This window comes from Pseudomonas sp. UBA6699 (genome assembly GCF_002454615.1).
GTDB lineage: Bacteria > Pseudomonadota > Gammaproteobacteria > Pseudomonadales > Pseudomonadaceae > Aquipseudomonas > Aquipseudomonas juntendi.
The window spans coordinates 16,043-36,544 of the sequence record NZ_DKJF01000117.1 but is presented as its reverse complement, the minus strand read 5'-3'; the positions used below and the strand labels follow the sequence as shown (position 1 = coordinate 36,544).

The following is a 20,502-nucleotide window of genomic DNA, read 5'->3' as shown; positions in this document are numbered from 1 at the left end:
TCAACCAGCGGTATCTGGTCTAAAACTGCCAATCGCGGACTCATAGCTCAGCTGGATAGAGTACTCGGCTACGAACCGAGCGGTCGCAGGTTCGAATCCTGCTGAGTCCGCCACTTTTTGAAGTGGTTTTGCTTGCAGGGCTACTTCAGTCAACCAGTGGTAATCTGGTCTAAAACTACCATCACGGACTCATAGCTCAGCTGGATAGAGTACTCGGCTACGAACCGAGCGGTCGCAGGTTCGAATCCTGCTGAGTCCGCCATACCCCATCAAAAAAAGCCCGCTCAACAGAGCGGGCTTTTTGTTTCTGCGTGTCACAGAATTGTCGACCATGGCCATCTAAGCTTTCCTGTAAAGGTTGTGCCGTGGCCGGGGCGCTTCGCAGCCCCAAGGCCGCACTGCCGCAACATATGCGAAATTCAATGTGCTTTCGTACCCATGACAACCGTCGCACTGTTGGCTTCGTGCGTTGTCCCAGCTTTATCGCGCAAACGATTGTTCTAGCCAAAAATTTAAGCGATCTGACAGCTTTAGCAGTGTATGATTGCGCCCGTCAGCCCCGCCGGGGCTTGTGGAAAACCACCATGGACTTACCCAGTAGTTACTCGCTAACACGATTCATACCGAAAGATCTGACCGATTGATTCTCCCGGCGTGCTCCGCTGCTGGGAGTGGAGTTCGCCTATGACCGAAGTAGAAGTAAAAAAAGCACAGGACAGCCTGCAGGACCGCCTGGCCCAGGTGATCGAGTTGCTGCAGCGCCAGCGTGTGGTTGAAGACCTGACCCACCGCCAGGAAGGTGCGCACAACGACCTGGTCGAGAACCTGGTCCACCGCCAGAACCTCGTCGAGTTGCAGCGCAAGCTCGATGACCTTCACCCCGCCGACGTCGCCTACATCCTCGAAGCCTTGCCCCTGGAAGACCGCCTGACGGTCTGGCAGCTGGTGCGCTCGGATCGCGACGGCGACATCCTGCTCGAAGTCTCCGACTCCGTACGTCAGTCGCTGATTGCCGACATGGACGACCACGAGCTGCTGGCGGCGGCCAAGGAAATGGACGCCGACGAACTGGCTGACCTGGCGCCTGAGTTGCCGCGTGACGTTGTCCACGAGCTGATGGAAACGCTGGATGCCCAGCAACGCGAGCGGGTGCGTTCCGCGCTGAGCTACGACGAGGAGCAGGTCGGTGCGCTGATGGACTTCGAGATGGTCACCATCCGCGAAGACGTCAGCCTGGAAGTGGTGCTGCGCTACCTGCGCCGCCTCAAAGAACTACCCAACCATACCGACAAACTGTTCGTGGTCGATTACGACGGCATCCTCAAAGGGGTGTTGCCGATCAAGCGCCTGTTGGTCAACGACCCGGAGAAGAAAGTCGCGGAGGTCATGGCGACCGACCCCGTGTCTTTCCAGCCCGAGGAAGATGCCTACGATGCCGCGCAGGCCTTTGAGCGTTACGACCTGGTATCGGCGCCGGTGGTCGACAAGAGTGAGCGCCTGATCGGCCGTTTGACCATCGACGAAATGGTCGACCTGATTCGTGAGGAAAGCGAGAGCGAAGTCCTCAACATGGCCGGTCTGCGCGAAGAAGAGGACATCTTCGCCTCGGTCTGGCGTTCGTTCCGCAACCGCTGGGCCTGGCTGGCGATCAACCTGATCACCGCGTTTCTGGCTTCGCGGGTGATCGGCGTGTTCGAGGGTTCGATTGAAAAACTGGTGGCCTTGGCCGCGTTGATGCCGATCGTTGCTGGTATTGGTGGCAACTCCGGTAACCAGACCATCACCATGATCGTCCGTGCCATGGCGCTGGATCAGGTGTCGCCGGGCAATACCAGCCGTTTGATGCGTAAAGAGCTGGCGGTATCGCTGATCAACGGCCTGGTGTGGGGCGGGGTGATCGGTGCAGTGGCTTTCTGGCTGTATGGCAGTTGGTCATTGGGGGTGGTGATGACCGCAGCGATGACCCTCAACCTGTTGCTGGCCGCGCTGATGGGCGTGCTTATCCCGATGACCCTGGCGCGACTGGGCCGGGACCCGGCGATGGGCGCGAGTGTGATGATCACGGCTGTGACCGACAGTGGCGGGTTCTTCATCTTCCTGGGGCTGGCGACGCTATTCTTGCTGTAACCCCTTTCTTGCCTTGCGCGATCCCTGTAGGAGCGGCCTTGTGTCGCGATGGGGCCGCAGCGCGGCCCCGGCAATGTCGGCTGTAACGCCAGAACCCGGGGCCGCTGCGCGCCCCATCGCGACACAAGGCCGCTCCTACAGGGGGGCGAATTCTCTGTAGTGACCCACAAAAAAGCCAGCTGACGCTGGCTTTTTTGTATCCGCTGGCAACCTTCAGGAAGCGTCGGCTGCCATCTCTGCATCGTGCGCGATCAGCGCAACCAAGGCGTTTTGCTGGCGGTGGGACAGCTGACGGAAACGTTGCAGCAACTCGCGTTCATGCAGGGACAGCTCCGGGCTGTCCAGGCGCATGCTCAGCTCGTCACCCAACGCGCCTTCCTGGATAAGGCTCTGCTCCAGGCGTGCGATGATTTCGGAGTTCATGCTGCGGTGATGGTTGCGCGCTACCTCGGCAATGCGCTCACGCATTCCGTCTGGCAGGCGGACGACGAACTTGTCAGCGGTGCGGCTCGAATAAATAGCCTGTTTCATTGGGCGCATATAAATTGACCGGATTTTGGTTCAGGGGAAGCGGTTCTCAAATTGGCCGCACGGGGGTGAAAATACGACCGTCGTGGCGACAAAATGTTCAACCGTCAGTGAAAATTGGATGCTCATCTTGCCTCAAGGTCGCCGTTTCCTTGGCGTCAATTCTGTGACAAATAGTGAGCCGGGTAAAGGCTTTGTGCCAGTACCAATTATCAGAAATGAGTACTGGTTTGAAAAGTTTTACATGCTCCGGCTCGCCTGACCGTCAGCCTTTTGCCGTCAAAAACTGGTAAAAAACAGCAAAAGACCAGGAAAACCCCTAGAATGCGCCGGGTTCCCTCCATAGAGCATAGTGGCTATGCAACATGACGCAAGCGACCGCCGATCAAGGGCAGGGCGGCTGATATTTTTGATGGGCCCGTCAGGGTCCGGGAAGGATTCCATCCTTGAAGCTTCCCGTGAGCAACTGGCTGCCGCCGGCGTGGAAATCGCCCGCAGGGTCATTACCCGCTCGGCAGAAGCGCGGGGCGAAGCGGCCCATGGCGTTACCCCGCAGCAATTTGCGGCCCTGCTCGCGCAGGGCGCGTTCGCCATGCATTGGCAGGCCAATGGCCTGGACTATGGCATTGCGGTGCAGGTGGACGCCTGGCTGCAGGCGGGCAGGCCGGTGCTGGTCAATGGCTCGCGCGCCTATTTGGCCGAAGCCCGTGCGCGTTACCCAGACCTGTTGGCGGTGCTGGTCGAAGTCAGCCCCGAAGTGCTGCGCGAGCGCTTGTTGGCCCGCGGGCGGGAAACGGCGGCGCAAGTCGAGCAGCGCCTGGCCCGTAATGCACGTTTACAGCACACCAGCGACCCCACCGTGCATGTGCTGGACAATTCCAACCGCCTGGAAACAGCCGTCGCCGGCCTGTTCACACTGCTGCGCGAAACGGGCGTGCTGCCCGGGGCGACGTAGTGCCAGAAAAGGATTACGCGAAAAAGCCCGGTACAGGCATGACAAACGCTGGCATGCTGGTTAACATGCTCGCCGTCCCGCTGTGCAGCGCTCGCTGCCGGTGTTTGCGTCTCAGTAGCTCAATTGGATAGAGCATCCCCCTCCTAAGGGGAAGGTTGCAGGTTCAATTCCTGCCTGGGACGCCATTTCCCCCCCTGTTTGCCTACCTCTCCAAAGCCCTGAGGCTTCCCGCCGATCAGGCCGTCATGGCCAGTAAAAATATACGCCGTTGGATCTCTTCCGGTCTCCCAGCGCCAGGCTTATGCTTGCCACTGACAGACATGATCTTGCCGCCTGCGGCAAACACATAATGTCGGCAGCCCCTTGATGGGCACGCAGTTGCTGGGCATCAGGGAGAGCGCATGAATCAGGAAACCAGGCCGGCGCCCGCCGGCTTCAGTGAACAGCAGTTGCACACCTTGTTCGAGTTGGTCAGCGATGGCATCTGGGACTGGAACGCCAACACCGGCTACGTTTATCGCAACCCCGGTTGGTACGCCATGCTGGGCTATGCCAACCATTCCAAGGCCAACTCGGTATTCACCTGGGAAAGTGTGATCCATCCCGAAGACTACCCCCGGGTGATGGCGCATTTCGAGGCCTACATCGAGCAGCGCACCGAGCGTTACCTTATCGAGTACCGTTGCCGCTGCCAGGATGGCAGTTACCTGTGGATCGAGGACACTGGCTATATCATCGACCGCAACGCCGATGGCTCGGTGGCACGCATGCTCGGTGCGCACCGCAACATTGACGCTGGCAAGCGCCTGGTTGCGCAGCTGCAACAGAAGAACCAATCACTGGAGAGCCTGGTTGCCGAACGCACCCGCGAACTGTCCTGGGTCAACCAGCAGTTGCAGCGCCAGCTGGATGAAAACCGCGAGCTGGCCGAACGCGATGCCCTGACCCGCGTCGCCAGTCGCTACCGGCTGGAAAAGGAGCTGCAACTGGAGTGTCAGCGCGCTCAGCGCTTTCGCCAGCCGTTGTCGCTGATTGCCATGGACATGGATGATTTCAAGCCGATCAACGACCGCTATGGCCACGCGCAGGGTGACAGGGCATTGGTGCAGGTGGCGGAAAACCTGCGCAGCTGCCTGCGTGATTTTGACCTGTTGGCGCGTTGGGGGGGTGACGAGTTCATCATCGTGCTGCCGCAGACCGCCCTGAGCGAAGCGTTGGACGTGGCAACGCGCCTGCGCCAGGCCGTACAGCAGCTGGAGCCGGTGGGCGACTGCCAGCTGACCATGAGCTACGGCGTGGTACAGCGGCGCGGCGCGGAAGACCAGGTCGAGCTGCTGGCGCGGGCGGACCAGGCGCTGTACCGGGCCAAGGGCAATGGGAAGAACGTCATAGCCGAGTAGCCTGTGCCGGCCCCGTGAGTAAAAAAAGACCCGCGGCGCCTCACGGCGCAGCGGGCCAAATCGGCCTTGGCCGCTTCAGTGTCAGATATGCAGGGCGTGCCCCAAGGCGCGCAGTGCCGCTTCCTGTACCGCCTCACCCAGTGTCGGGTGGGCATGGATGGTACCGGCCACATCCTCCAGGCGTGAGCCCATCTCCAGCGACTGGGCAAACGCCGTGGACAGCTCGGAAACGGCCACGCCAACCGCCTGCCAACCCACGATCAAATGGTTGTCACGGCGCGCCACCACGCGCACGAAACCGCTTTTCGACTCCAGGCTCATGGCCCGGCCATTGGCGGCAAACGGGAACTGCGCGACGATGCAGTCCAGGCCCTGCTGGCTGGCCTGCTCCGGGGTTTTGCCGACTACCACCACTTCCGGGTCGGTGAAGCACACGGCGGCAATGGCTGCCGGCTCGAAACGGCGGGTTTTGCCGGCGATGATCTCGGCCACCATCTCGCCTTGGGCCATGGCCCGGTGCGCCAGCATCGGCTCGCCAGCCACGTCGCCGATGGCCCAGACATTGTGCATGCTGGTCTGGCAGCGCTCGTCGATGGCGATGCCGGGGCCGTTCATCTTCAGGTCCAGGCATTCCAGGTTGAAGCCGCGGGTGCGTGGTCGGCGGCCGACCGCCACCAGTACCTGGTCAGCCTCCAGGCGCAACTGCCCACCCTGGCCATCATTGGCCAGCAGGCAGCCATCTTGGTAACCCTCGACGGTATGGCCCAGGTGCAGGGCGATGCCCAGCTTTTTCAGCGACTCGGCCACCGGCGCCGTCAGTTCAGTGTCGTAAGTCGGCAGAATGCGCTCGCGCGCTTCCACCACGCTGACCCGCGCGCCCAGTTTGCGATAGGCGATACCCAGCTCCAGGCCGATGTAACCACCGCCCACCACCACCAGGTGTTGGGGCAGGGCTTTGGGTGCCAGCGCTTCGGTGGAGGAAATGACCGCGCCACCCAGCGGCAGCATCGGCAGTTCAACGCTGCTGGAGCCGGTGGCCAGCAGCAGGTGTTCGCACTGGATACGTTGGCCATCGACCTCGACCTGCTTGCCGTCGAGCAGCTTGGCCCAGCCATGCACAACCTTGACTCCGTGTTTTTTCAGCAAGGCGGCGACCCCGGTGGTCAGGCGGTCGACGATGCCGTCCTTCCAGGCCACGCTCTGGCCGATGTCCAGGCGCGCCGAAGCCACGCTGATGCCCAGCGGCGAGGCTTCGGTGTAGCGGGTGGCCTGGTGGTACTGCTCGGCCACGTGGATCAGTGCCTTGGACGGGATGCAGCCGATGTTCAGGCAAGTGCCGCCCAGCGCCTGGCCCTCGACCAGCACCGTGGGTATGCCCAGTTGCCCGGCGCGGATGGCCGCGACATAGCCGCCAGGGCCGCCGCCGATGATCAGCAAGGTGGTTTGTAGGGTTTGTTGCATGATCACTCCACGAACAGGCAGGCAGGTTGTTCGAGCAGGCCACGCACGGCCTGGATGAACAGGGCGGCGTCCATGCCATCGACCACCCGGTGGTCGAATGAGCTGGACAGGTTCATCATCTTGCGCACGACGATCTGGCCGTCGATCACCACCGGCCGCTCGACCATGCGGTTGACGCCGACGATCGCCACCTCCGGCGTGTTCACCACGGGCGTGCTGACGATACCGCCCAGCGCTCCGAGGCTGGTCAGGGTGATGGTCGAACCGGACAGTTCTTCGCGGTTGGCCTTGTTGTTGCGCGCGGCATGGGCCAGGCGTGTGATCTCGCTGGCGTTGGCCCACAGACTGCCTGCTTCGGCGTGGCGCAGCACCGGCACCATCAGCCCGTTGTCCCCTTGCGTGGCGATGCCGACATGCACCGCACCATGGCGGGTGATGACCTGCGCTTCGTCGTCGTAGGTCGCGTTGATCTGCGGGAAATCACGCAGCGCCACCACCAGCGCACGCACCAGGAACGGCAGCAGGGTGAGTTTGCCGCGGCTGTCGCCGTGCTTGCTGTTGAGTTGCTGGCGCAGGGCTTCGAGGGCCGTGACGTCGATTTCTTCCACGTAGCTGAAGTGCGCGACCCGGCGCTTGGCGTCCTGCATGCGCTGGGCAATCTTGCGGCGCAGGCCGATCACCGGCACCTGCTGGCTGTCGGTGCGCTTGGCATAGCCATTCGGCGCCTGCCCAGTGCTGCTTTGCGGCTTGCTCATGAAGGCGTCGAGGTCTTCGTGCAGAATGCGCCCGGCCGGGCCGCTGCCATGCACGTAGCGCAGTTCGATACCCGCATCCAGGGCGCGCTTGCGCACGGCGGGCGAAGCCAGCGGCTTGTCGCCCGGCTGACGCGGCACGATGGGCGCGGTTTCATGGTTGGCCGGTGCCTGGCAGGCGACCGGTTTAACGGGTTCCTGCGGCGCTGCCGGCGCAGCTGCAGTTTCCACCTGTTTGGCCTGCGGCACATCCACATGGTTACCGCTGCCTTCCACCTCGATGCGGATCAGCTCGCTGCCGACCGCCATCACTTCCCCGGGTTGGCCGCCCAAGGCCAATACTTTGCCACTGACCGGCGAAGGGATTTCCACAGTTGCCTTGTCGGTCATGACATCGGCCACCACCTGGTCTTCGGCGATGGTGTCGCCGACCTTGACGAACCATTCCACCAACTCGACCTGCGCAATGCCTTCGCCAATGTCCGGCATCTTGATGACGTGCGTGCCCATTCAGACCTCCATGACCTTTTTCAATGCCGCGCCTACCCGCGAAGGCCCAGGGAAGTAAGCCCATTCCTGTGCGTGAGGGTAGGGGGTGTCCCAGCCGGTGACACGCTCGATTGGCGCCTCCAGGTGGTGGAAGCAGTGCTCCTGCACCAGCGACACCAGTTCGGCACCAAAGCCACAGGTGCGGGTGGCCTCGTGCACTACCACGCAGCGGCCGGTTTTTTTCACCGATGTGACAATGGCCTCGAGGTCCAGCGGCCAGAGGCTGCGCAGGTCGATCACTTCGGCATCGACGCCGCTCTCTTCGGCTGCCACCTGGGCGACGTACACGGTGGTGCCGTACGTCAACACGGTCACGTCATTGCCTGGCCGGGCAATGGCGGCCTTGTCCAGCGGTACGCTGTAGTAGCCGTCGGGCACGGCACTGTGCGGGTGTTTCGACCAGGGTGTCACGGGGCGGTCGTGGTGGCCGTCGAACGGGCCGTTGTACAGGCGCTTGGGCTCCAGGAAAATCACCGGGTCGTCGCATTCGATCGAGGCGATCAGCAGGCCCTTGGCGTCGTATGGGTTCGATGGCATGACCGTACGCAGGCCGCACACCTGGGTGAACATGGCTTCCGGGCTCTGGCTGTGGGTCTGGCCACCGTAAATGCCGCCGCCGCAGGGCATGCGCAGGGTCAGCGGGGCGATGAATTCACCGGCCGAGCGGTAACGCAGGCGGGCCATTTCGGAAACGATCTGGTCAGAGGCAGGGTAGAAGTAGTCGGCAAACTGGATTTCCACCACCGGGCGCAAACCGTAGGCGCCCATGCCTACCGCGGTGCCGACGATACCGCTCTCGGAGATCGGCGCGTCGAATACGCGCGACTTGCCGTACTTGGCCTGCAGGCCTTCGGTGCAGCGGAACACGCCGCCAAAGTAGCCGACGTCCTGGCCGTACACCACTACATTGTCGTCGCGTTCAAGCATGACATCCATGGCCGAGCGCAGGGCCTGGATCATGGTCATGGTGGTGGTGGCCATGGCGGTTTCCGGGTTGATGCTGTTGTTGTGGTCGTTCATGTCAAACCCCCAGTTCCTGGCGTTGGCGGCGCAGGTGGTCGGGCATTTCCTTGTACACGTCCTCGAACATCGAGGCAGCGCTCGGGATGTGACCGTTGGCCAGGGTGCCGTATTGCTCGGCCTCTTTCTGCGCGGCGATCACCGCCGCTTCAAATTCGGCGGTGGTGGCCTGGTGTTCTTCTTCGGACCAGTGGCCGATCTTGATCAGGTGCTGCTTAAGCCGGGCGATCGGGTCACCCAGCGGGAAGTGGCTCCAGTCATCGGCGGGGCGGTACTTGGACGGGTCGTCAGAGGTCGAGTGCGGGCCGGCGCGGTAGGTGACCCACTCGATCAGGCTGGGGCCCATGCCACGGCGCGCGCGTTCGGCGGCCCAGCGCGAGGCGGCGTACACCGCGACGAAGTCGTTGCCGTCGACCCTCAGCGAGGCGATGCCGCAGCCCACGCCACGGCCGGCGAAGGTGGTCGATTCGCCACCGGCAATGGCCTGGAAGGTCGAGATGGCCCACTGGTTGTTGACCACGTTGAGAATGACCGGCGCCCGGTACACGTGAGCGAAGGTCAGGGCGGTGTGGAAGTCCGACTCGGCGGTGGCGCCGTCGCCGATCCACGCCGAGGCGATCTTGGTATCGCCCTTGATCGCCGAGGCCATCGCCCAGCCGACGGCTTGCACGAACTGGGTGGCCAGGTTGCCGCTGATGGTGAAGAAGCCGGCCTCGCGTACCGAGTACATGATCGGCAGCTGGCGGCCCTTGAGCGGATCGCGCTCGTTGGACAGCAACTGGCAGATCATGTCCACCAGTGACACGTCGCGGGCCATCAGGATGCTTTGCTGGCGGTAGGTGGGGAAGCACATGTCGGTGCGGTTCAATGCCAGTGCCTGGCCGCTGCCGATGGCTTCCTCGCCCAGGCTCTGCATGTAGAAAGACATCTTCTTCTGGCGCTGGGCAACTACCATGCGGCTGTCGAACACCCGGGTCTTGAGCATGGCGCGCATGCCCTGGCGCAGGACCTGCGGGTCGATGTCTGCAGCCCACGGGCCCTGAGCGTTACCTTGCTCGTCAAGGACGCGGACCAGGCTGTAGGAAAGGTCGGCGGTGTCGGCAGCATCGACATCCACAGGAGGCTTGCGGGCTTGACCTGCGTCGTTCAGGCGCAGGTAGGAAAAATCGGTCTGGCAGCCTGGCCGGCCGGTGGGCTCGGGCACATGCAAACGCAGGGGGGCGTACTCGTTCATGCTTTTTACGCTCGCTCGGGTATTTGTTTTTGTGAGCTTTGAAGCGGCTGCCGCTGAGTGCCGGCTTGTGACTGGCAGGTCAGCGTCACCTACATCTTAGTGGCCCGGCAGGAGAATTTTTCTCTCAAGTTGATTGCCTTTGCTGTGCGCGGCAGATAAACATTCCGTATAACCAAAAAAACCGGTGATTTTGTCTCATGCGCAAACTCGATCGTACCGATATCGGCATTCTCAACAGCCTGCAGGAGAACGCCCGCATCACCAACGCCGAGCTGGCACGCTCGGTGAACCTGTCGCCCACGCCCTGTTTCAACCGGGTGCGGGCCATGGAAGAGCTTGGCGTGATTCGGCAGCAGGTGACGTTGTTGTCGCCCGAAGTGCTGGGGCTGGATGTGAACGTGTTCATTCATGTCAGCCTGGAGAAACAGGTGGAGCAGTCGCTGCATCGCTTCGAGGAAGAAATCGCCGAGCGGCCCGAGGTGATGGAGTGCTACCTGATGACCGGTGACCCGGACTACCTGCTGCGGGTACTGCTGCCAAGCATCCAGGCGCTGGAGCGGTTTCTCGATTACCTGACCCGGTTGCCGGGGGTGGCCAATATTCGCTCGAGTTTTGCCCTGAAGCAGGTGCGCTATAAAACCGCCCTGCCGCTGCCAGCCAATGGCATGACCTTGCGCGAGTGAGCCATGCAGCGCCGTTGGCGTGGGAACTGTTGAACTGCGAATTCATCGAAGGCTAGGTCGCCAGCAGCCGTGCCAAACAGCGCGTGCTGGCAGTACCAGCCTGATCGCGACACCACCTGCACCGGACACGCCGCCATGGCGGCAAATCGCTCAAGGGGGCCTGCGCCGAGCGGGTTTTGCCCTTATGCTGCTAGCAGCCCGCCACCTGACCAGGGAGCTCCTCGGTACCTATGCGAAATGTATGGAAGCCGTTTCAGTCGTTGTATTTCGCCGCGCTGATGATGTTGATCGGCTCGGGTCTGCTCAGTACCTACCTCGCCTTGCGCCTGGCTGCCGACCACGTCGACAGCCTGTGGGTCGGTGCCTTGATGGCGGCCAACTACTTTGGCCTGGCAGTGGGCGGCAAGGTCGGCCACCGGCTGATCGGTCGGGTCGGGCACATACGTGCCTATGCCACCTGCGCCGGCATCGTTGGCGCGGCGGTGCTCGGCCATGGCCTGACCGACTGGCTGCCGGCGTGGGTCGGCCTGCGCATGATTGTTGGCCTGGGCATGATGTGCCAGTACATGGTCATCGAGAGTTGGCTCAACGAGCAGGCGGATGTGAAGCACCGCGGCGCGGTGTTCAGCGGGTACATGATTGCCTCGTACCTGGGCCTGGTGCTCGGCCAGCTGATTTTGGTGGTGCACCCGGCGCTTGGCCCGGAATTACTGATGCTGGTGGCTATGTGCTTCGCCCTGTGCCTGGTGCCGGTGGCCATGACCCGGCGTATTCACCCGGCACCCTTGCGCCCGGCCCTGATGGAGCCGAAGTTCTTCATCAAGCGCGTGCCGCAGTCGCTCAGCACCGTGCTCGGCTCGGGGCTGATCGTGGGTTCGTTCTACGGCCTGGCGCCGTTGTATGCCTCCAGCCAGGGCATGAGTACGGAGCAGATCGGTTTGTTCATGGGTAGCTGCATCTTTGCCGGCCTGCTGGTGCAGTGGCCGCTGGGCTGGTTGTCCGACCGTTACGACCGGGCGGTACTGATCCGCAGCGTGGCGGTGGGCCTGGCACTGGCGGCAGCGCCGTTGGCGGTACTGCCCAGCGTGCCGCTGGAGTTGCTGTTCGGCATCGGCTTCGTGATTTCGCTGTTGCAGTTCTGCCTGTATCCGCTGGCGGTGGCGTTTTCCAACGACCACGTGGAAAGTGAGCGGCGGGTGTCGTTGACCGCGATGCTGCTGGTGACTTACGGCGTTGGCGCCTGTATCGGGCCATTGGCGGCTGGCGTGCTGATGAAGGTGCTGGGCGCGCAGATGCTGTATGCCTTCTTCGTGTTCTTTGCGCTGGTGCTGGTGTGGCGCATCCGGCCGAAGGCGGTTACCGGCTTGCACCAGGTGCAGGACGCACCGCTTGGTCACGTGGCGATGCCGGCGGCCGGTTCGCCATTGTCGGCGGCCCTGGACCCGCGCGTGGATGAGCAGACCGTGCAGGATGTAATGCAGGCACCGGTGGCGGCAGAGGATACCGAGGCGGAAGAGAAGGGGGCCGAGCAACAGGCGCCCGAGGCTGAAGACGCGAGCAAGTCAGTGTAAGCCTGTGCTGGCCTCTTCGCGGGCTTGCCGCTCTCACAGGGTCACTGCCAGCCTTGAGGGCAGTGCAATACCTGTGGGAGCGGGCGAGCCCGCGAAGGGGCCAGCACTGGAGAAACACAAACGAAAACGCCACCTCGAAAGGTGGCGTTTCTGCTTCAACCAGCCGACGGTCAGTAGTCGTCTTTGTCGAACCGCCGCGCCTCACGCTGCAGCTGGTACACGAAACTCTCGACCTTGCGCTGTGCAGGGCCGCTGAGGTTGTGGAAGCGTACGCCGGCGAAGGTGGTGTTGATGCGCTCTTCATAATGCAGGTGGCGCAGCTCGACCATGGTGTCGACCAGGCCCAGCGGGTTACCCGCCTTGAAGCGCTCATACACCTGGCCCAGTTGCAGGCGGCTTTCGACATTGCCCTCGAAGCGCAGTTTGCAGCCGGTGGCGGAGATGTCCAGCAGCTTGCCGCGCAGGGCACCGTTGCCTTTGAGGTGGGTACCGTCAAGGATCACGTCGACCAGTTGCGACAGCTTCAGCGCGGCGCGGAAGGCATTGCGGCGCTGGTGGTAGGTCATCTCGACTGGCAAGGGGCCGCTGTAGCAGCGGTGGCCGTTGACTTCGCTGATCTTCAGGGCGTGGTTGCATTCCCAGGCAATACGCACGCCGTCGTGGAAGCCTTCGACACGGAAGTGTTCACCGCTCTCGATGAACTTCTCGCCGTCACGGGGGATCATTTCATCCAGCGCCAGGGTGTTGCTTTCACGGTCCACGTGCGTCACGTAGCTCTGGAAGCGGTGGCTGCGGTCATGGAAGGTGATGATCAGCGGGTCGTGGCTTTCTTGCAGTTGCCGCAAGTTGGCCGCAATCTCCAAAGGGGTGCTCAGCACCTTTGGCGGTTGCGGGGCATCTGATTCATTGAACACGGCTTATCGTTCTCCAGGCAAAAGCGACTCACGCAAGTAACGGCATTTTGCCAGTATGTTCCGTGCCTTGATAGAAAAATCAGACTTGGCTGAGGGCGCGTGGCTTGCTCAGCAGCGATGTGCCGCCACGGCTATTGTACAGCGACGGTGAATCGCCGCCTTGAAGGATGCGGATCTGGTTATTGGTGACGTGTTGCTGCACCTGGATGATACGGCCATTGGTCTGGTTGACCTGTTGGCACTCATCCATCAGTTGCGCCAGCATATCCAGCCGCTGCAACAGCACATCACCGTGCGGCGACTGCGCGGCCATGGCCTGCACGCCGCTGCGGTCGGCACTCAGCCCCAGGCTGGCAAGCAACTGGCTGCGGCGCTGGCCATGCTGTTCGAGCAAGATGATCAGCGACTGCTTGCGCGCCAGGATCTGCTCCAGCAGCGGCATGTCGCGGCCGTGCAGGGCGATCGCTTCCTTGTGCAGAAGGTCTAGCAGTTCCTGCATCGGGGCAATGTCATCTTCGATCAGTTGCAGCAATGTGGTGTCGTGCATGGCTAACTCTTGGCTTTTCTAGCGTCCGTGAAGTCAGCGCGCCGCTCGGTCAGCGCTGGGCTTCGAAATCAAGCAGTTTGCTGGCGACCCGGCCGGCATCGACCTGGTAGCTGCCGTCGGCGATAGCCTGTTTCAACTGAGCCACACGGGCGCTGTTGACCACCGGTTCGTCGCGCAGCTTGTCGCTGATCTTCTGCAACTGCTGGGCCTTTTGGCTGAGGTGTACCGCTTCTCCGCTGGCGCCGGTGTCTTTCACCGCTTCCTGGCTGGCTGCCGGTTTTTCGGCGCTGCCGGTGGCGCTGTTACCGCGCACGCCGCCCGTGACGGACGGAGAGTTATTCAAACGACTGAAGTCGATGACCATGATCAGAAACCTCTGGGTATTTGGACGCTTGCCTTGTTTTCGGCCAACCCGATAGAAACTTTAGGCACAAATGCGTTGCCGCCTGTCAGCAAGCTCGCCACCCGTTTTCTGACACAGTTTAGGAAATGCGGTTCCGCACCGCCAGCGCCTTCTGGCGATTGGTCTACATGCTGACCTCGACCTGGCCAGGGCCGGTGACCCTGGCCTTGACCACCCGTTTCGAATTGAGGTTGCGTACCCTTATCTGCTCGCTGAGGCCGCCCTTGCTCAGGGCTTCGCCTGGCATGCGCACGCTCAGGCTACCGCTGCGCGCCACGATGACCACCTGATCACCCTTGCGCACCACCTCGGCCTGCTCCCGGTGCTGCGGGGTGAGCACCTGGTCGATCACCGTGGGGCGCAGCATCTTCATGCCCACGGCTTGGTCCAGTTCGCTGAGGAAGCCCTGGCCCAGGGTGCCGACATCCCGTTCGCGCAGGGCCACGTCGCCTTCACCAACGACGTTGTCACGCTTGAGCGGGCGGGTTACCACCACCACGTCGCGGAACAGCCGCACCGTGGCGGGAACGAATACCGTCCACGGCGCGGCGCCATTGCAGCGCACCCGCACGGTCACCCGGCCCAGTGGCTGCGCGGGGCTTTCCAGCGAGGCGTCCAGTTGCTGGCTGCACAACGGCATGCGCAGGCGCGGGTCCAGCGAGCTGACCTCGATTTCATAGCGGCCGGCGGTCTGGGTACTGGCCAGATAATCTTCGACGGTAAATTCAAGAAACCCTTGGGTGACACCGATAAGCTGTTCAGGCAAGGTGAACGCGTCCGCTAGCGTGCGAACGCCGGGCATCAGCAGGCACAGCGTGGCCAGCGAGCCAGTCAGCAGGCGCGTCAATCGTCGGAAAAATGTCGTTTTCGTGTACATGACGCTCAAAAAAGCAAAGCCCGTGCCGACTCACTGTTCGAGTTGCAACGTAAGGCTGAAATGTTAAGGAGTCTGGCATGGCGGGTGTGATGGATTCGGTCAACCAGCGCACGCAGCTGGTGGGGCAGAATCGCCTGGAGTTGCTGCTGTTCCGCCTCAATGGCGAACAGCTTTACGGCATCAACGTATTCAAGGTCAGGGAAGTGCTGCAATGCCCTGCGCTGACCCTGCTGCCCAAGGCGCACCCGGTGGTGCGCGGGGTGGCCAACATTCGTGGGGCGACCATCCCGATCCTCGACTTGTCGATGGCGACCGGGCTGCGACCGCTGCAGGAAGACACGCGCAAGAGTTTCGTGATCATCACCGAGTACAACACCAAGACCCAGGGCTTTCTGGTGCATTCGGTCGAACGCATCGTCAACATGAACTGGGAAGAGATCCACCCACCACCCAAGGGTACCGGCCGGGACCACTACCTGACCGCCGTCACCAGGGTGGATAACCGCATGGTCGAGATCATCGACGTGGAGAAAGTGCTGGCCGAGGTGGCGCCTTCTTCCGAATCGGTATCGGCCGGGGTGGTCGATGCCGAGGTGCAGGACAAGGCCGTGCTGCTGCGGGTGCTGACTGTCGACGATTCGTCGGTGGCACGCAAGCAGGTCAGCCGCTGTCTGCAGACCGTCGGGGTGGAAGTGGTGGCGCTCAATGACGGCCGCCAGGCCTTGAACTACCTGCGCCAGCTGGTAGAGGAGGGCAAGAAGCCGGAAGAGGAGTTCCTGATGATGATCTCCGACATTGAAATGCCGGAAATGGACGGCTATACGCTTACCGCGGAAATTCGCAGTGACCCGCGCATGCAAAAACTGCACATCTGCCTGCATACTTCGCTTTCCGGGGTGTTCAACCAGGCGATGGTCAAGAAGGTCGGCGCTGATGACTTCCTGGCCAAGTTCAAGCCGGACGACCTGGCCCAGCGGGTGGTCGACCGGATCAAGGCAGCGCATTGAAGCAGCCGGGGCAAGCCCTGGCACCAGTGATTGAAAAGAGGCGGCAGTAGTGTCTACGGGTAATTTGGATTTCGAACAGTTCCGGGTCTTCCTGGAGAAAGCCTGTGGCATCCTGCTGGGGGAAAATAAGCAGTACCTGGTTTCCAGCCGTCTCAACAAGCTGATGGAGCAACAGGGCATCAAGAGCCTGGGTGAGCTGGTGCAGCGCATCCAGACCCAGCCGCGCGGCGGCCTGCGCGAGCAGGTGGTCGATGCCATGACCACCAACGAGACCTTGTGGTTTCGCGACACCTATCCGTTCGAAGTGCTGAAGAACAAGGTCATTCCCGAGTTCATTCGCAACAACCCTGGGCAGCGGCTGCGCATGTGGTCCGCTGCCTGCTCGTCGGGCCAGGAGCCGTATTCCATCTCGATGGCCATTGACGAGTTCGAGCGCAGCAACCTCGGCCAGCTGAAGATGGGTGCGCAAATCGTGGCTACCGACCTCTCCGGTACCATGCTGACCAACTGCAAGACCGGTGAGTACGACAGCCTGGCGATTGCCCGCGGTTTGTCCCAGGAGCGCCTGCAGCGTTATTTCGACCCCAAGGGGCCTGGGCGCTGGGCGGTCAAGCCGGCGATCCGCAGCCGCGTCGAGTTTCGTGCCTTCAACCTGCTCGACAGCTATGCCAGCCTGGGCAAGTTCGACATCGTGTTCTGCCGCAACGTGTTGATCTACTTCTCGGCGCAGGTGAAGCGCGACATCCTGCTGCGTATTCACAGCACGCTGAAGCCGGGTGGCTACTTGTTCCTCGGCGCCTCGGAGGCGTTGAACGGGTTGCCGGACCATTACCAGATGGTGCAATGCAGCCCGGGGATCATCTACCAGGCCAAGTAAGCAGAAGGCCGGCGGCGAAAGTTGCCGGCCTTTTTGTTTGCCTGTACCGCCTTCAGGCTTGCATGGCCCCTGTGGGAGCGGGCATGCCCGCGAAGAGGCCGGCTCAGGAAAACCCTGACGTCAAATTTTTGTTTTGCCGCTTTTGCCAACCGGCAATTGCCGCTTTCACTGCCAAAGGCGGAAGGCCTTTGCCGCTTTTCTGGCATCACCCTGACAGCATGCCGCGCGCATACCCCATATTTTCGGGGGTCAGGGGGGTTGGCACAGCCCTTGCTATAGCTTGCTCAACAAAACTCCGGTCAACCTCTGAAGGTTTCCCCGATATGAGCATCAGTTTCGACAAGGCGCTTGGCATTCACGAAAAGGCCCTGGGCTTCCGCGCCCAGCGCGCCGAAGTGTTGGCCAACAACATTGCCAACGCCGACACGCCCAACTACAAGGCGCGTGACATGGACTTCTCTTCGGTGCTCGCCGCCGAAACCAGCAAGCAGCAAAGTGGCCGCTTTGCCATGGAGCGGACCAACAGCCGGCACATCGAAGCCGAAGGCCTGGCCGTCGCTGCTGACGACACGCTCAAATACCGCACGCCGCTGCAGCCTTCGATCGACCAGAACACCGTCGACGCGCAGATCGAGCAGTCGAACTACACCGAAAACGCCATTGGCTTCCAGGCCAGCTTCACCTTGCTCAACAGTAAATTCAAAGGGCTGGTTTCCGCCCTGCGGGGAGAATGACCATGTCCCTTTCCAGTGTCTTCAATATTGCCGGTAGCGGCATGAGCGCGCAGAACACGCGCCTGAACACCGTCGCTTCCAACATCGCCAACGCCGAGACAGTCTCGTCGAGCATCGACCAGACCTACCGCGCTCGCCATCCGGTGTTCGCCACGACCTTCCAGGATGCACAGGCTGGCGGCAGCCAGTCGCTGTTCGAGGACCAGGGTGAAGTCGGGCAGGGCGTGCAGGTAAAGGGCATCGTCGAAGACCAGAGCAACCTTGAAGCCCGCTACGAGCCGAACCACCCGGCGGCGAACAAGGACGGCTATGTCTACTACCCGAACGTCAACGTGGTCGAGGAGATGGCTGACATGATCTCGGCCAGCCGCGCGTTCCAGACCAACGCCGAGCTGATGAACACGGCCAAGAGCATGATGCAGAAAGTGCTGACCCTGGGGCAGTGATAGGAAGCCGACATGACCACCACCAATTCCACGACAGACGCTGGCAGCGCGTACCTCACCTCGCTGCAGAAGCAGACGTCGAAAACCGACAGCTCTACCGGTGCTGCCGGCAGTGCACTGGGCAAGGATGCGTTTCTGCAGTTGCTGGTAACCCAGATGCAGAACCAGAACCCGCTCGACCCGCAGGAAAACGGCGAGTTCGTCGCCCAGTTGGCGCAGTTCAGCAGCCTGGAAAGCATGCAGTCGCTCAATGATGCAGTGACCTACATCGCCGCTGGGCTGCAGTCTTCCCAAGCCCTGCAGGCTTCTTCCCTGGTGGGGCGCAATGTGGTCGTGCAGACCGACAAAGCCGTTGTCGACACCAGCAAGGACCTGCGAGGTTCGGTCAACCTGACCTCGTCCAGTACTTCGACTTCGGTGGGCATCTACGACAAGGACGACAAGCTGGTGCGCACCATCGACCTGGGTACCCAGAAAGCCGGCAGTATCGACTTTACCTGGGACGGCCTGGACGATGACGGTGAAGTCGCGGCTGCCGGGACCTATACCTTCAAGGCCACGGCCTCGATCGATGGCCAGGCCACCAGCATGACCACCAACCTGCCAGCGTCGGTGACCAGCGTGACCATGGGTACCAACGGATCGGAAATGATGCTCAACCTGGCCGGGCTGGGCAGTGTTGCGCTTTCCAAAATTCAAAGCATCGGCATCTAGGGCCTGAGCAAAACGACAGGAGTTACACATGTCTTTCAACATCGGCCTTAGCGGCCTCTATGCAGCGAACAAGGCCCTTAACGTTACCGGCAACAACATTGCCAACGTCGCCACCACCGGTTTCAAATCGTCGCGTGCCGAGTTCGCCGACCAGTACTCCAACTCCATTCGGGGTACCAGTGCCGGCAAGAGCGTGATCGGCACCGGCGTCAAGACCGCCGCGGTTTCCCAGCTGTTCACCCCGGGCAACATCAATGCCACCGGCCAGGCGCTGGACATGGCCATCGATGGCAACGGTTTCTTCGCCCTGAATGACAACGGTTCGAAGATCTACACCCGTGCCGGCGCGTTCTACAGCGACAAGGAAGGCTATGTGGTCAATGCCGGCGGGGCAAACCTGCAGGGCTATGCGGTCGGTGAGGACGGCAAGATCATCCAGGGTGTTCTGACCGACCTGCAAATTGACACGTCCAACCTGACGCCGAAGCCGACCAGCCTCATCACCGAGAAGATCAACCTCAACTCGGGTGCCACCGCCCCGTCGGTCACGCCGTTCGATCCGACCAACGCCAGTTCCTACAACTTCACCTTCAATACCCCGGTGTATGACAGCCAGGGCAACGAACACCAGATGAATCAGTACTTCATCAAGGACGACGTTACCAATACCTGGTCCATGCACACCACCATCGATGGGCGCAACCCGGCAAACCCGGCTTCTACCACGCCCCTGGTCAACGCCGTGCCGTTCAAGTCCGATGGCACTCTGGACAAGGACGCCATGGCTGCGGGTGACGTGGTCGGCGGCCTGAGCATTGGTGAAGACAAGATCTTCCAGCTCAACGACTGGATTCCGGCGCAGAAAAATGCCGCTGGCGAGTGGTCGGCCAATGGCGCCGTCGCCAACGCTGATGGCGTCAAGCTGGACATGCTCGGCGCCACCCAGTACAACGCCTCATCCGCTGAAATCGCCAAGACCCAGGACGGCTTCGCCACTGGTGAGCTGTCCGGGTTGAGTATCGACCAGAACGGCTACCTGTTCGCCAGCTTCACCAACGGCAAGGACAAGGTGATCGGCCAGGTGGCGATTGCCAACTTCGCCAACCTGCAAGGCCTGACGCCGATTGGCGGCACCAACTGGAAGGAATCCTACGCCTCGGGCGTGCCGGTGATCGGCGCCCCTGATACCGGTACTTTGGGTCGGATCGCGGGTGGCTCCCTGGAAGATTCCAACGTCGACCTGACCGGCGAGCTGGTCAACCTGATCAAGGCGCAGAGCAACTACCAGGCCAACGCCAAGACCATCTCCACCGAGAGCACCATCATGCAGACCATCATCCAGATGACTTGATGATGCCTGGGGCTGCACAGCAGCCCTGCGCGACACGAGGCTGCGCCTACAGGTGATCGCGATCCCCTATAGGCGCAGCCTTTTATCGCGATGGGCCGCAAGGCGGTCCCACATTCTGAAAGGTTGACGCTCATGACAAGGCTAATGCTGATAGCCCTGCTGGCCATGGCTTTGCCGCTTTCGGCCGCTCCCGCCCCGTTCTACTTATGGCAAAGCCTGGTCACCGGCCGCTACCTGTGTGTGCCCCACAACCCGGGCAAGGGCTGGGTACGCCATGCCGGCCCCTACAACAACGCAGCTTGCCGCAGCCATTGAGCCTACCTTGCCGCAGGCGGCAATTATCCGCCGACAA

21 protein-coding genes and 3 tRNA genes are annotated in these 20,502 nt (G+C 61.8%); 15 read left to right on the top strand and 9 right to left on the bottom strand.

All coding sequences use genetic code 11. The features are described from left to right. The first annotated feature begins 36 nt into the window (after nucleotides 1–36). From B3361_RS21885 to mgtE, 3 genes are all read left to right on the top strand, one after another. Nucleotides 37–113: transfer RNA gene (locus tag B3361_RS21885), tRNA-Arg, on the top strand. A 72-nt stretch (nucleotides 114–185) separates the two neighbouring features. After that, nucleotides 186–262, top strand: a tRNA-Arg gene (locus B3361_RS21880). A gap of 422 nt (nucleotides 263–684) precedes the next feature. Then, complete coding sequence (mgtE, locus tag B3361_RS21875) at nucleotides 685–2,127, top strand: magnesium transporter (protein ID WP_009681472.1); 1,443 nt, start codon at nucleotides 685–687, stop codon at nucleotides 2,125–2,127. Nucleotides 2,128–2,340: 213 nt separating this feature from the next. Here the strand turns inward: mgtE and B3361_RS21870 are convergent, their stop codons facing one another. Continuing rightward, a complete protein-coding gene (locus tag B3361_RS21870; protein ID WP_009681471.1) occupies nucleotides 2,341–2,667 on the bottom strand; it encodes an Arc family DNA-binding protein in 327 nt (108 codons plus the stop codon). Nucleotides 2,668–3,013: 346 nt separating this feature from the next. Between B3361_RS21870 and phnN the strand changes: the two genes are divergently transcribed. The 3 genes from phnN to B3361_RS21855 all read left to right on the top strand — a co-directional run bounded on the left by phnN (nucleotide 3,014) and on the right by B3361_RS21855 (nucleotide 5,010). Further along, the gene (gene phnN, locus B3361_RS21865) at nucleotides 3,014–3,610 is read left to right on the top strand and encodes a phosphonate metabolism protein/1,5-bisphosphokinase (PRPP-forming) PhnN (RefSeq protein ID WP_054904778.1); all 597 of its coding nucleotides are present in this window, start codon (nucleotides 3,014–3,016) and stop codon (nucleotides 3,608–3,610) included. Nucleotides 3,611–3,718: 108 nt separating this feature from the next. Beyond that, nucleotides 3,719–3,795 (top strand) — tRNA-Arg (locus B3361_RS21860). A gap of 216 nt (nucleotides 3,796–4,011) precedes the next feature. After that, on the top strand, nucleotides 4,012–5,010 hold the full coding sequence (locus tag B3361_RS21855) for a sensor domain-containing diguanylate cyclase (protein ID WP_054904779.1): 999 nt from the start codon (nucleotides 4,012–4,014) through the stop codon (nucleotides 5,008–5,010). An 81-nt stretch (nucleotides 5,011–5,091) separates the two neighbouring features. Here B3361_RS21855 and lpdA read toward each other — a convergent pair whose 3' ends face one another. From lpdA to B3361_RS21835, 4 genes are read right to left on the bottom strand one after another with little or no spacing between them, the layout of a single operon-like run. Then, the gene (lpdA, locus tag B3361_RS21850) at nucleotides 5,092–6,471 is read right to left on the bottom strand and encodes a dihydrolipoyl dehydrogenase (protein ID WP_054904780.1); all 1,380 of its coding nucleotides are present in this window, start codon (nucleotides 6,469–6,471) and stop codon (nucleotides 5,092–5,094) included. 2 nt (nucleotides 6,472–6,473) lie between these two features. Continuing rightward, nucleotides 6,474–7,733, bottom strand: a complete 1,260-nt coding sequence (locus B3361_RS21845) for a dihydrolipoamide acetyltransferase family protein (RefSeq protein WP_054904781.1) — start codon at nucleotides 7,731–7,733, stop codon at nucleotides 6,474–6,476. Next, nucleotides 7,734–8,792 carry an alpha-ketoacid dehydrogenase subunit beta gene (locus B3361_RS21840; RefSeq protein ID WP_009684256.1) on the bottom strand — a complete coding sequence of 353 codons (1,059 nt, stop codon included), beginning with the start codon at nucleotides 8,790–8,792 and terminating at the stop codon, nucleotides 7,734–7,736. Between the two features lies 1 nt (nucleotide 8,793). Then, on the bottom strand, nucleotides 8,794–10,026 hold the full coding sequence (locus B3361_RS21835) for a 3-methyl-2-oxobutanoate dehydrogenase (2-methylpropanoyl-transferring) subunit alpha (RefSeq protein WP_029887003.1): 1,233 nt from the start codon (nucleotides 10,024–10,026) through the stop codon (nucleotides 8,794–8,796). A gap of 197 nt (nucleotides 10,027–10,223) precedes the next feature. Between B3361_RS21835 and bkdR the strand changes: the two genes are divergently transcribed. Beyond that, a complete protein-coding gene (bkdR, locus tag B3361_RS21830; RefSeq protein ID WP_003254485.1) occupies nucleotides 10,224–10,709 on the top strand; it encodes a Bkd operon transcriptional regulator BkdR in 486 nt (161 codons plus the stop codon). A gap of 230 nt (nucleotides 10,710–10,939) precedes the next feature. Beyond that, nucleotides 10,940–12,280, top strand: coding sequence for an MFS transporter (locus B3361_RS21825; protein WP_286920359.1), 1,341 nt, complete (start codon nucleotides 10,940–10,942; stop codon nucleotides 12,278–12,280). 170 nt (nucleotides 12,281–12,450) lie between these two features. Here the strand turns inward: B3361_RS21825 and B3361_RS21820 are convergent, their stop codons facing one another. From B3361_RS21820 to flgA, 4 genes are all read right to left on the bottom strand, one after another. Then, nucleotides 12,451–13,194, bottom strand: coding sequence for a flagellar brake protein (locus B3361_RS21820; protein ID WP_054904783.1), 744 nt, complete (start codon nucleotides 13,192–13,194; stop codon nucleotides 12,451–12,453). A 79-nt stretch (nucleotides 13,195–13,273) separates the two neighbouring features. Then, nucleotides 13,274–13,741 carry a flagella synthesis protein FlgN gene (locus B3361_RS21815; protein ID WP_054904784.1) on the bottom strand — a complete coding sequence of 156 codons (468 nt, stop codon included), beginning with the start codon at nucleotides 13,739–13,741 and terminating at the stop codon, nucleotides 13,274–13,276. 49 nt (nucleotides 13,742–13,790) lie between these two features. Next, on the bottom strand, nucleotides 13,791–14,105 hold the full coding sequence (gene flgM, locus B3361_RS21810; RefSeq protein ID WP_054904785.1) for a flagellar biosynthesis anti-sigma factor FlgM: 315 nt from the start codon (nucleotides 14,103–14,105) through the stop codon (nucleotides 13,791–13,793). Nucleotides 14,106–14,268: 163 nt separating this feature from the next. After that, the gene (gene flgA / locus B3361_RS21805; RefSeq protein ID WP_286920358.1) at nucleotides 14,269–15,021 is read right to left on the bottom strand and encodes a flagellar basal body P-ring formation chaperone FlgA; all 753 of its coding nucleotides are present in this window, start codon (nucleotides 15,019–15,021) and stop codon (nucleotides 14,269–14,271) included. 77 nt (nucleotides 15,022–15,098) lie between these two features. Between flgA and B3361_RS21800 the strand changes: the two genes are divergently transcribed. The 7 genes from B3361_RS21800 (at nucleotide 15,099) to B3361_RS21770 (ending at nucleotide 20,465) form a co-directional block, all read left to right on the top strand. Beyond that, nucleotides 15,099–16,028 (top strand): chemotaxis protein CheV, encoded by a 930-nt coding sequence (locus tag B3361_RS21800; RefSeq protein WP_009684249.1) that lies wholly within the window; start codon nucleotides 15,099–15,101, stop codon nucleotides 16,026–16,028. 49 nt (nucleotides 16,029–16,077) lie between these two features. Then, nucleotides 16,078–16,905 carry a protein-glutamate O-methyltransferase CheR gene (cheR, locus tag B3361_RS21795; RefSeq protein ID WP_009684248.1) on the top strand — a complete coding sequence of 276 codons (828 nt, stop codon included), beginning with the start codon at nucleotides 16,078–16,080 and terminating at the stop codon, nucleotides 16,903–16,905. A 323-nt stretch (nucleotides 16,906–17,228) separates the two neighbouring features. Beyond that, nucleotides 17,229–17,639: a flagellar basal body rod protein FlgB gene (gene flgB, locus B3361_RS21790; RefSeq protein WP_009684247.1), complete on the top strand. Its 411-nt coding sequence runs from the start codon at nucleotides 17,229–17,231 to the stop codon at nucleotides 17,637–17,639. A 2-nt stretch (nucleotides 17,640–17,641) separates the two neighbouring features. Beyond that, entirely contained in the window at nucleotides 17,642–18,085 is a 444-nt protein-coding gene (gene flgC / locus B3361_RS21785; RefSeq protein ID WP_054904787.1) for a flagellar basal body rod protein FlgC, read from the top strand. A gap of 12 nt (nucleotides 18,086–18,097) precedes the next feature. Beyond that, the gene (gene flgD, locus B3361_RS21780) at nucleotides 18,098–18,799 is read left to right on the top strand and encodes a flagellar hook assembly protein FlgD (RefSeq protein ID WP_009684244.1); all 702 of its coding nucleotides are present in this window, start codon (nucleotides 18,098–18,100) and stop codon (nucleotides 18,797–18,799) included. 28 nt (nucleotides 18,800–18,827) lie between these two features. Beyond that, the gene (gene flgE, locus B3361_RS21775) at nucleotides 18,828–20,150 is read left to right on the top strand and encodes a flagellar hook protein FlgE (protein WP_054904788.1); all 1,323 of its coding nucleotides are present in this window, start codon (nucleotides 18,828–18,830) and stop codon (nucleotides 20,148–20,150) included. Nucleotides 20,151–20,294: 144 nt separating this feature from the next. After that, nucleotides 20,295–20,465 (top strand): hypothetical protein, encoded by a 171-nt coding sequence (locus tag B3361_RS21770; RefSeq protein WP_414708914.1) that lies wholly within the window; start codon nucleotides 20,295–20,297, stop codon nucleotides 20,463–20,465. The last annotated feature ends 37 nt before the right edge of the window (nucleotides 20,466–20,502 follow it).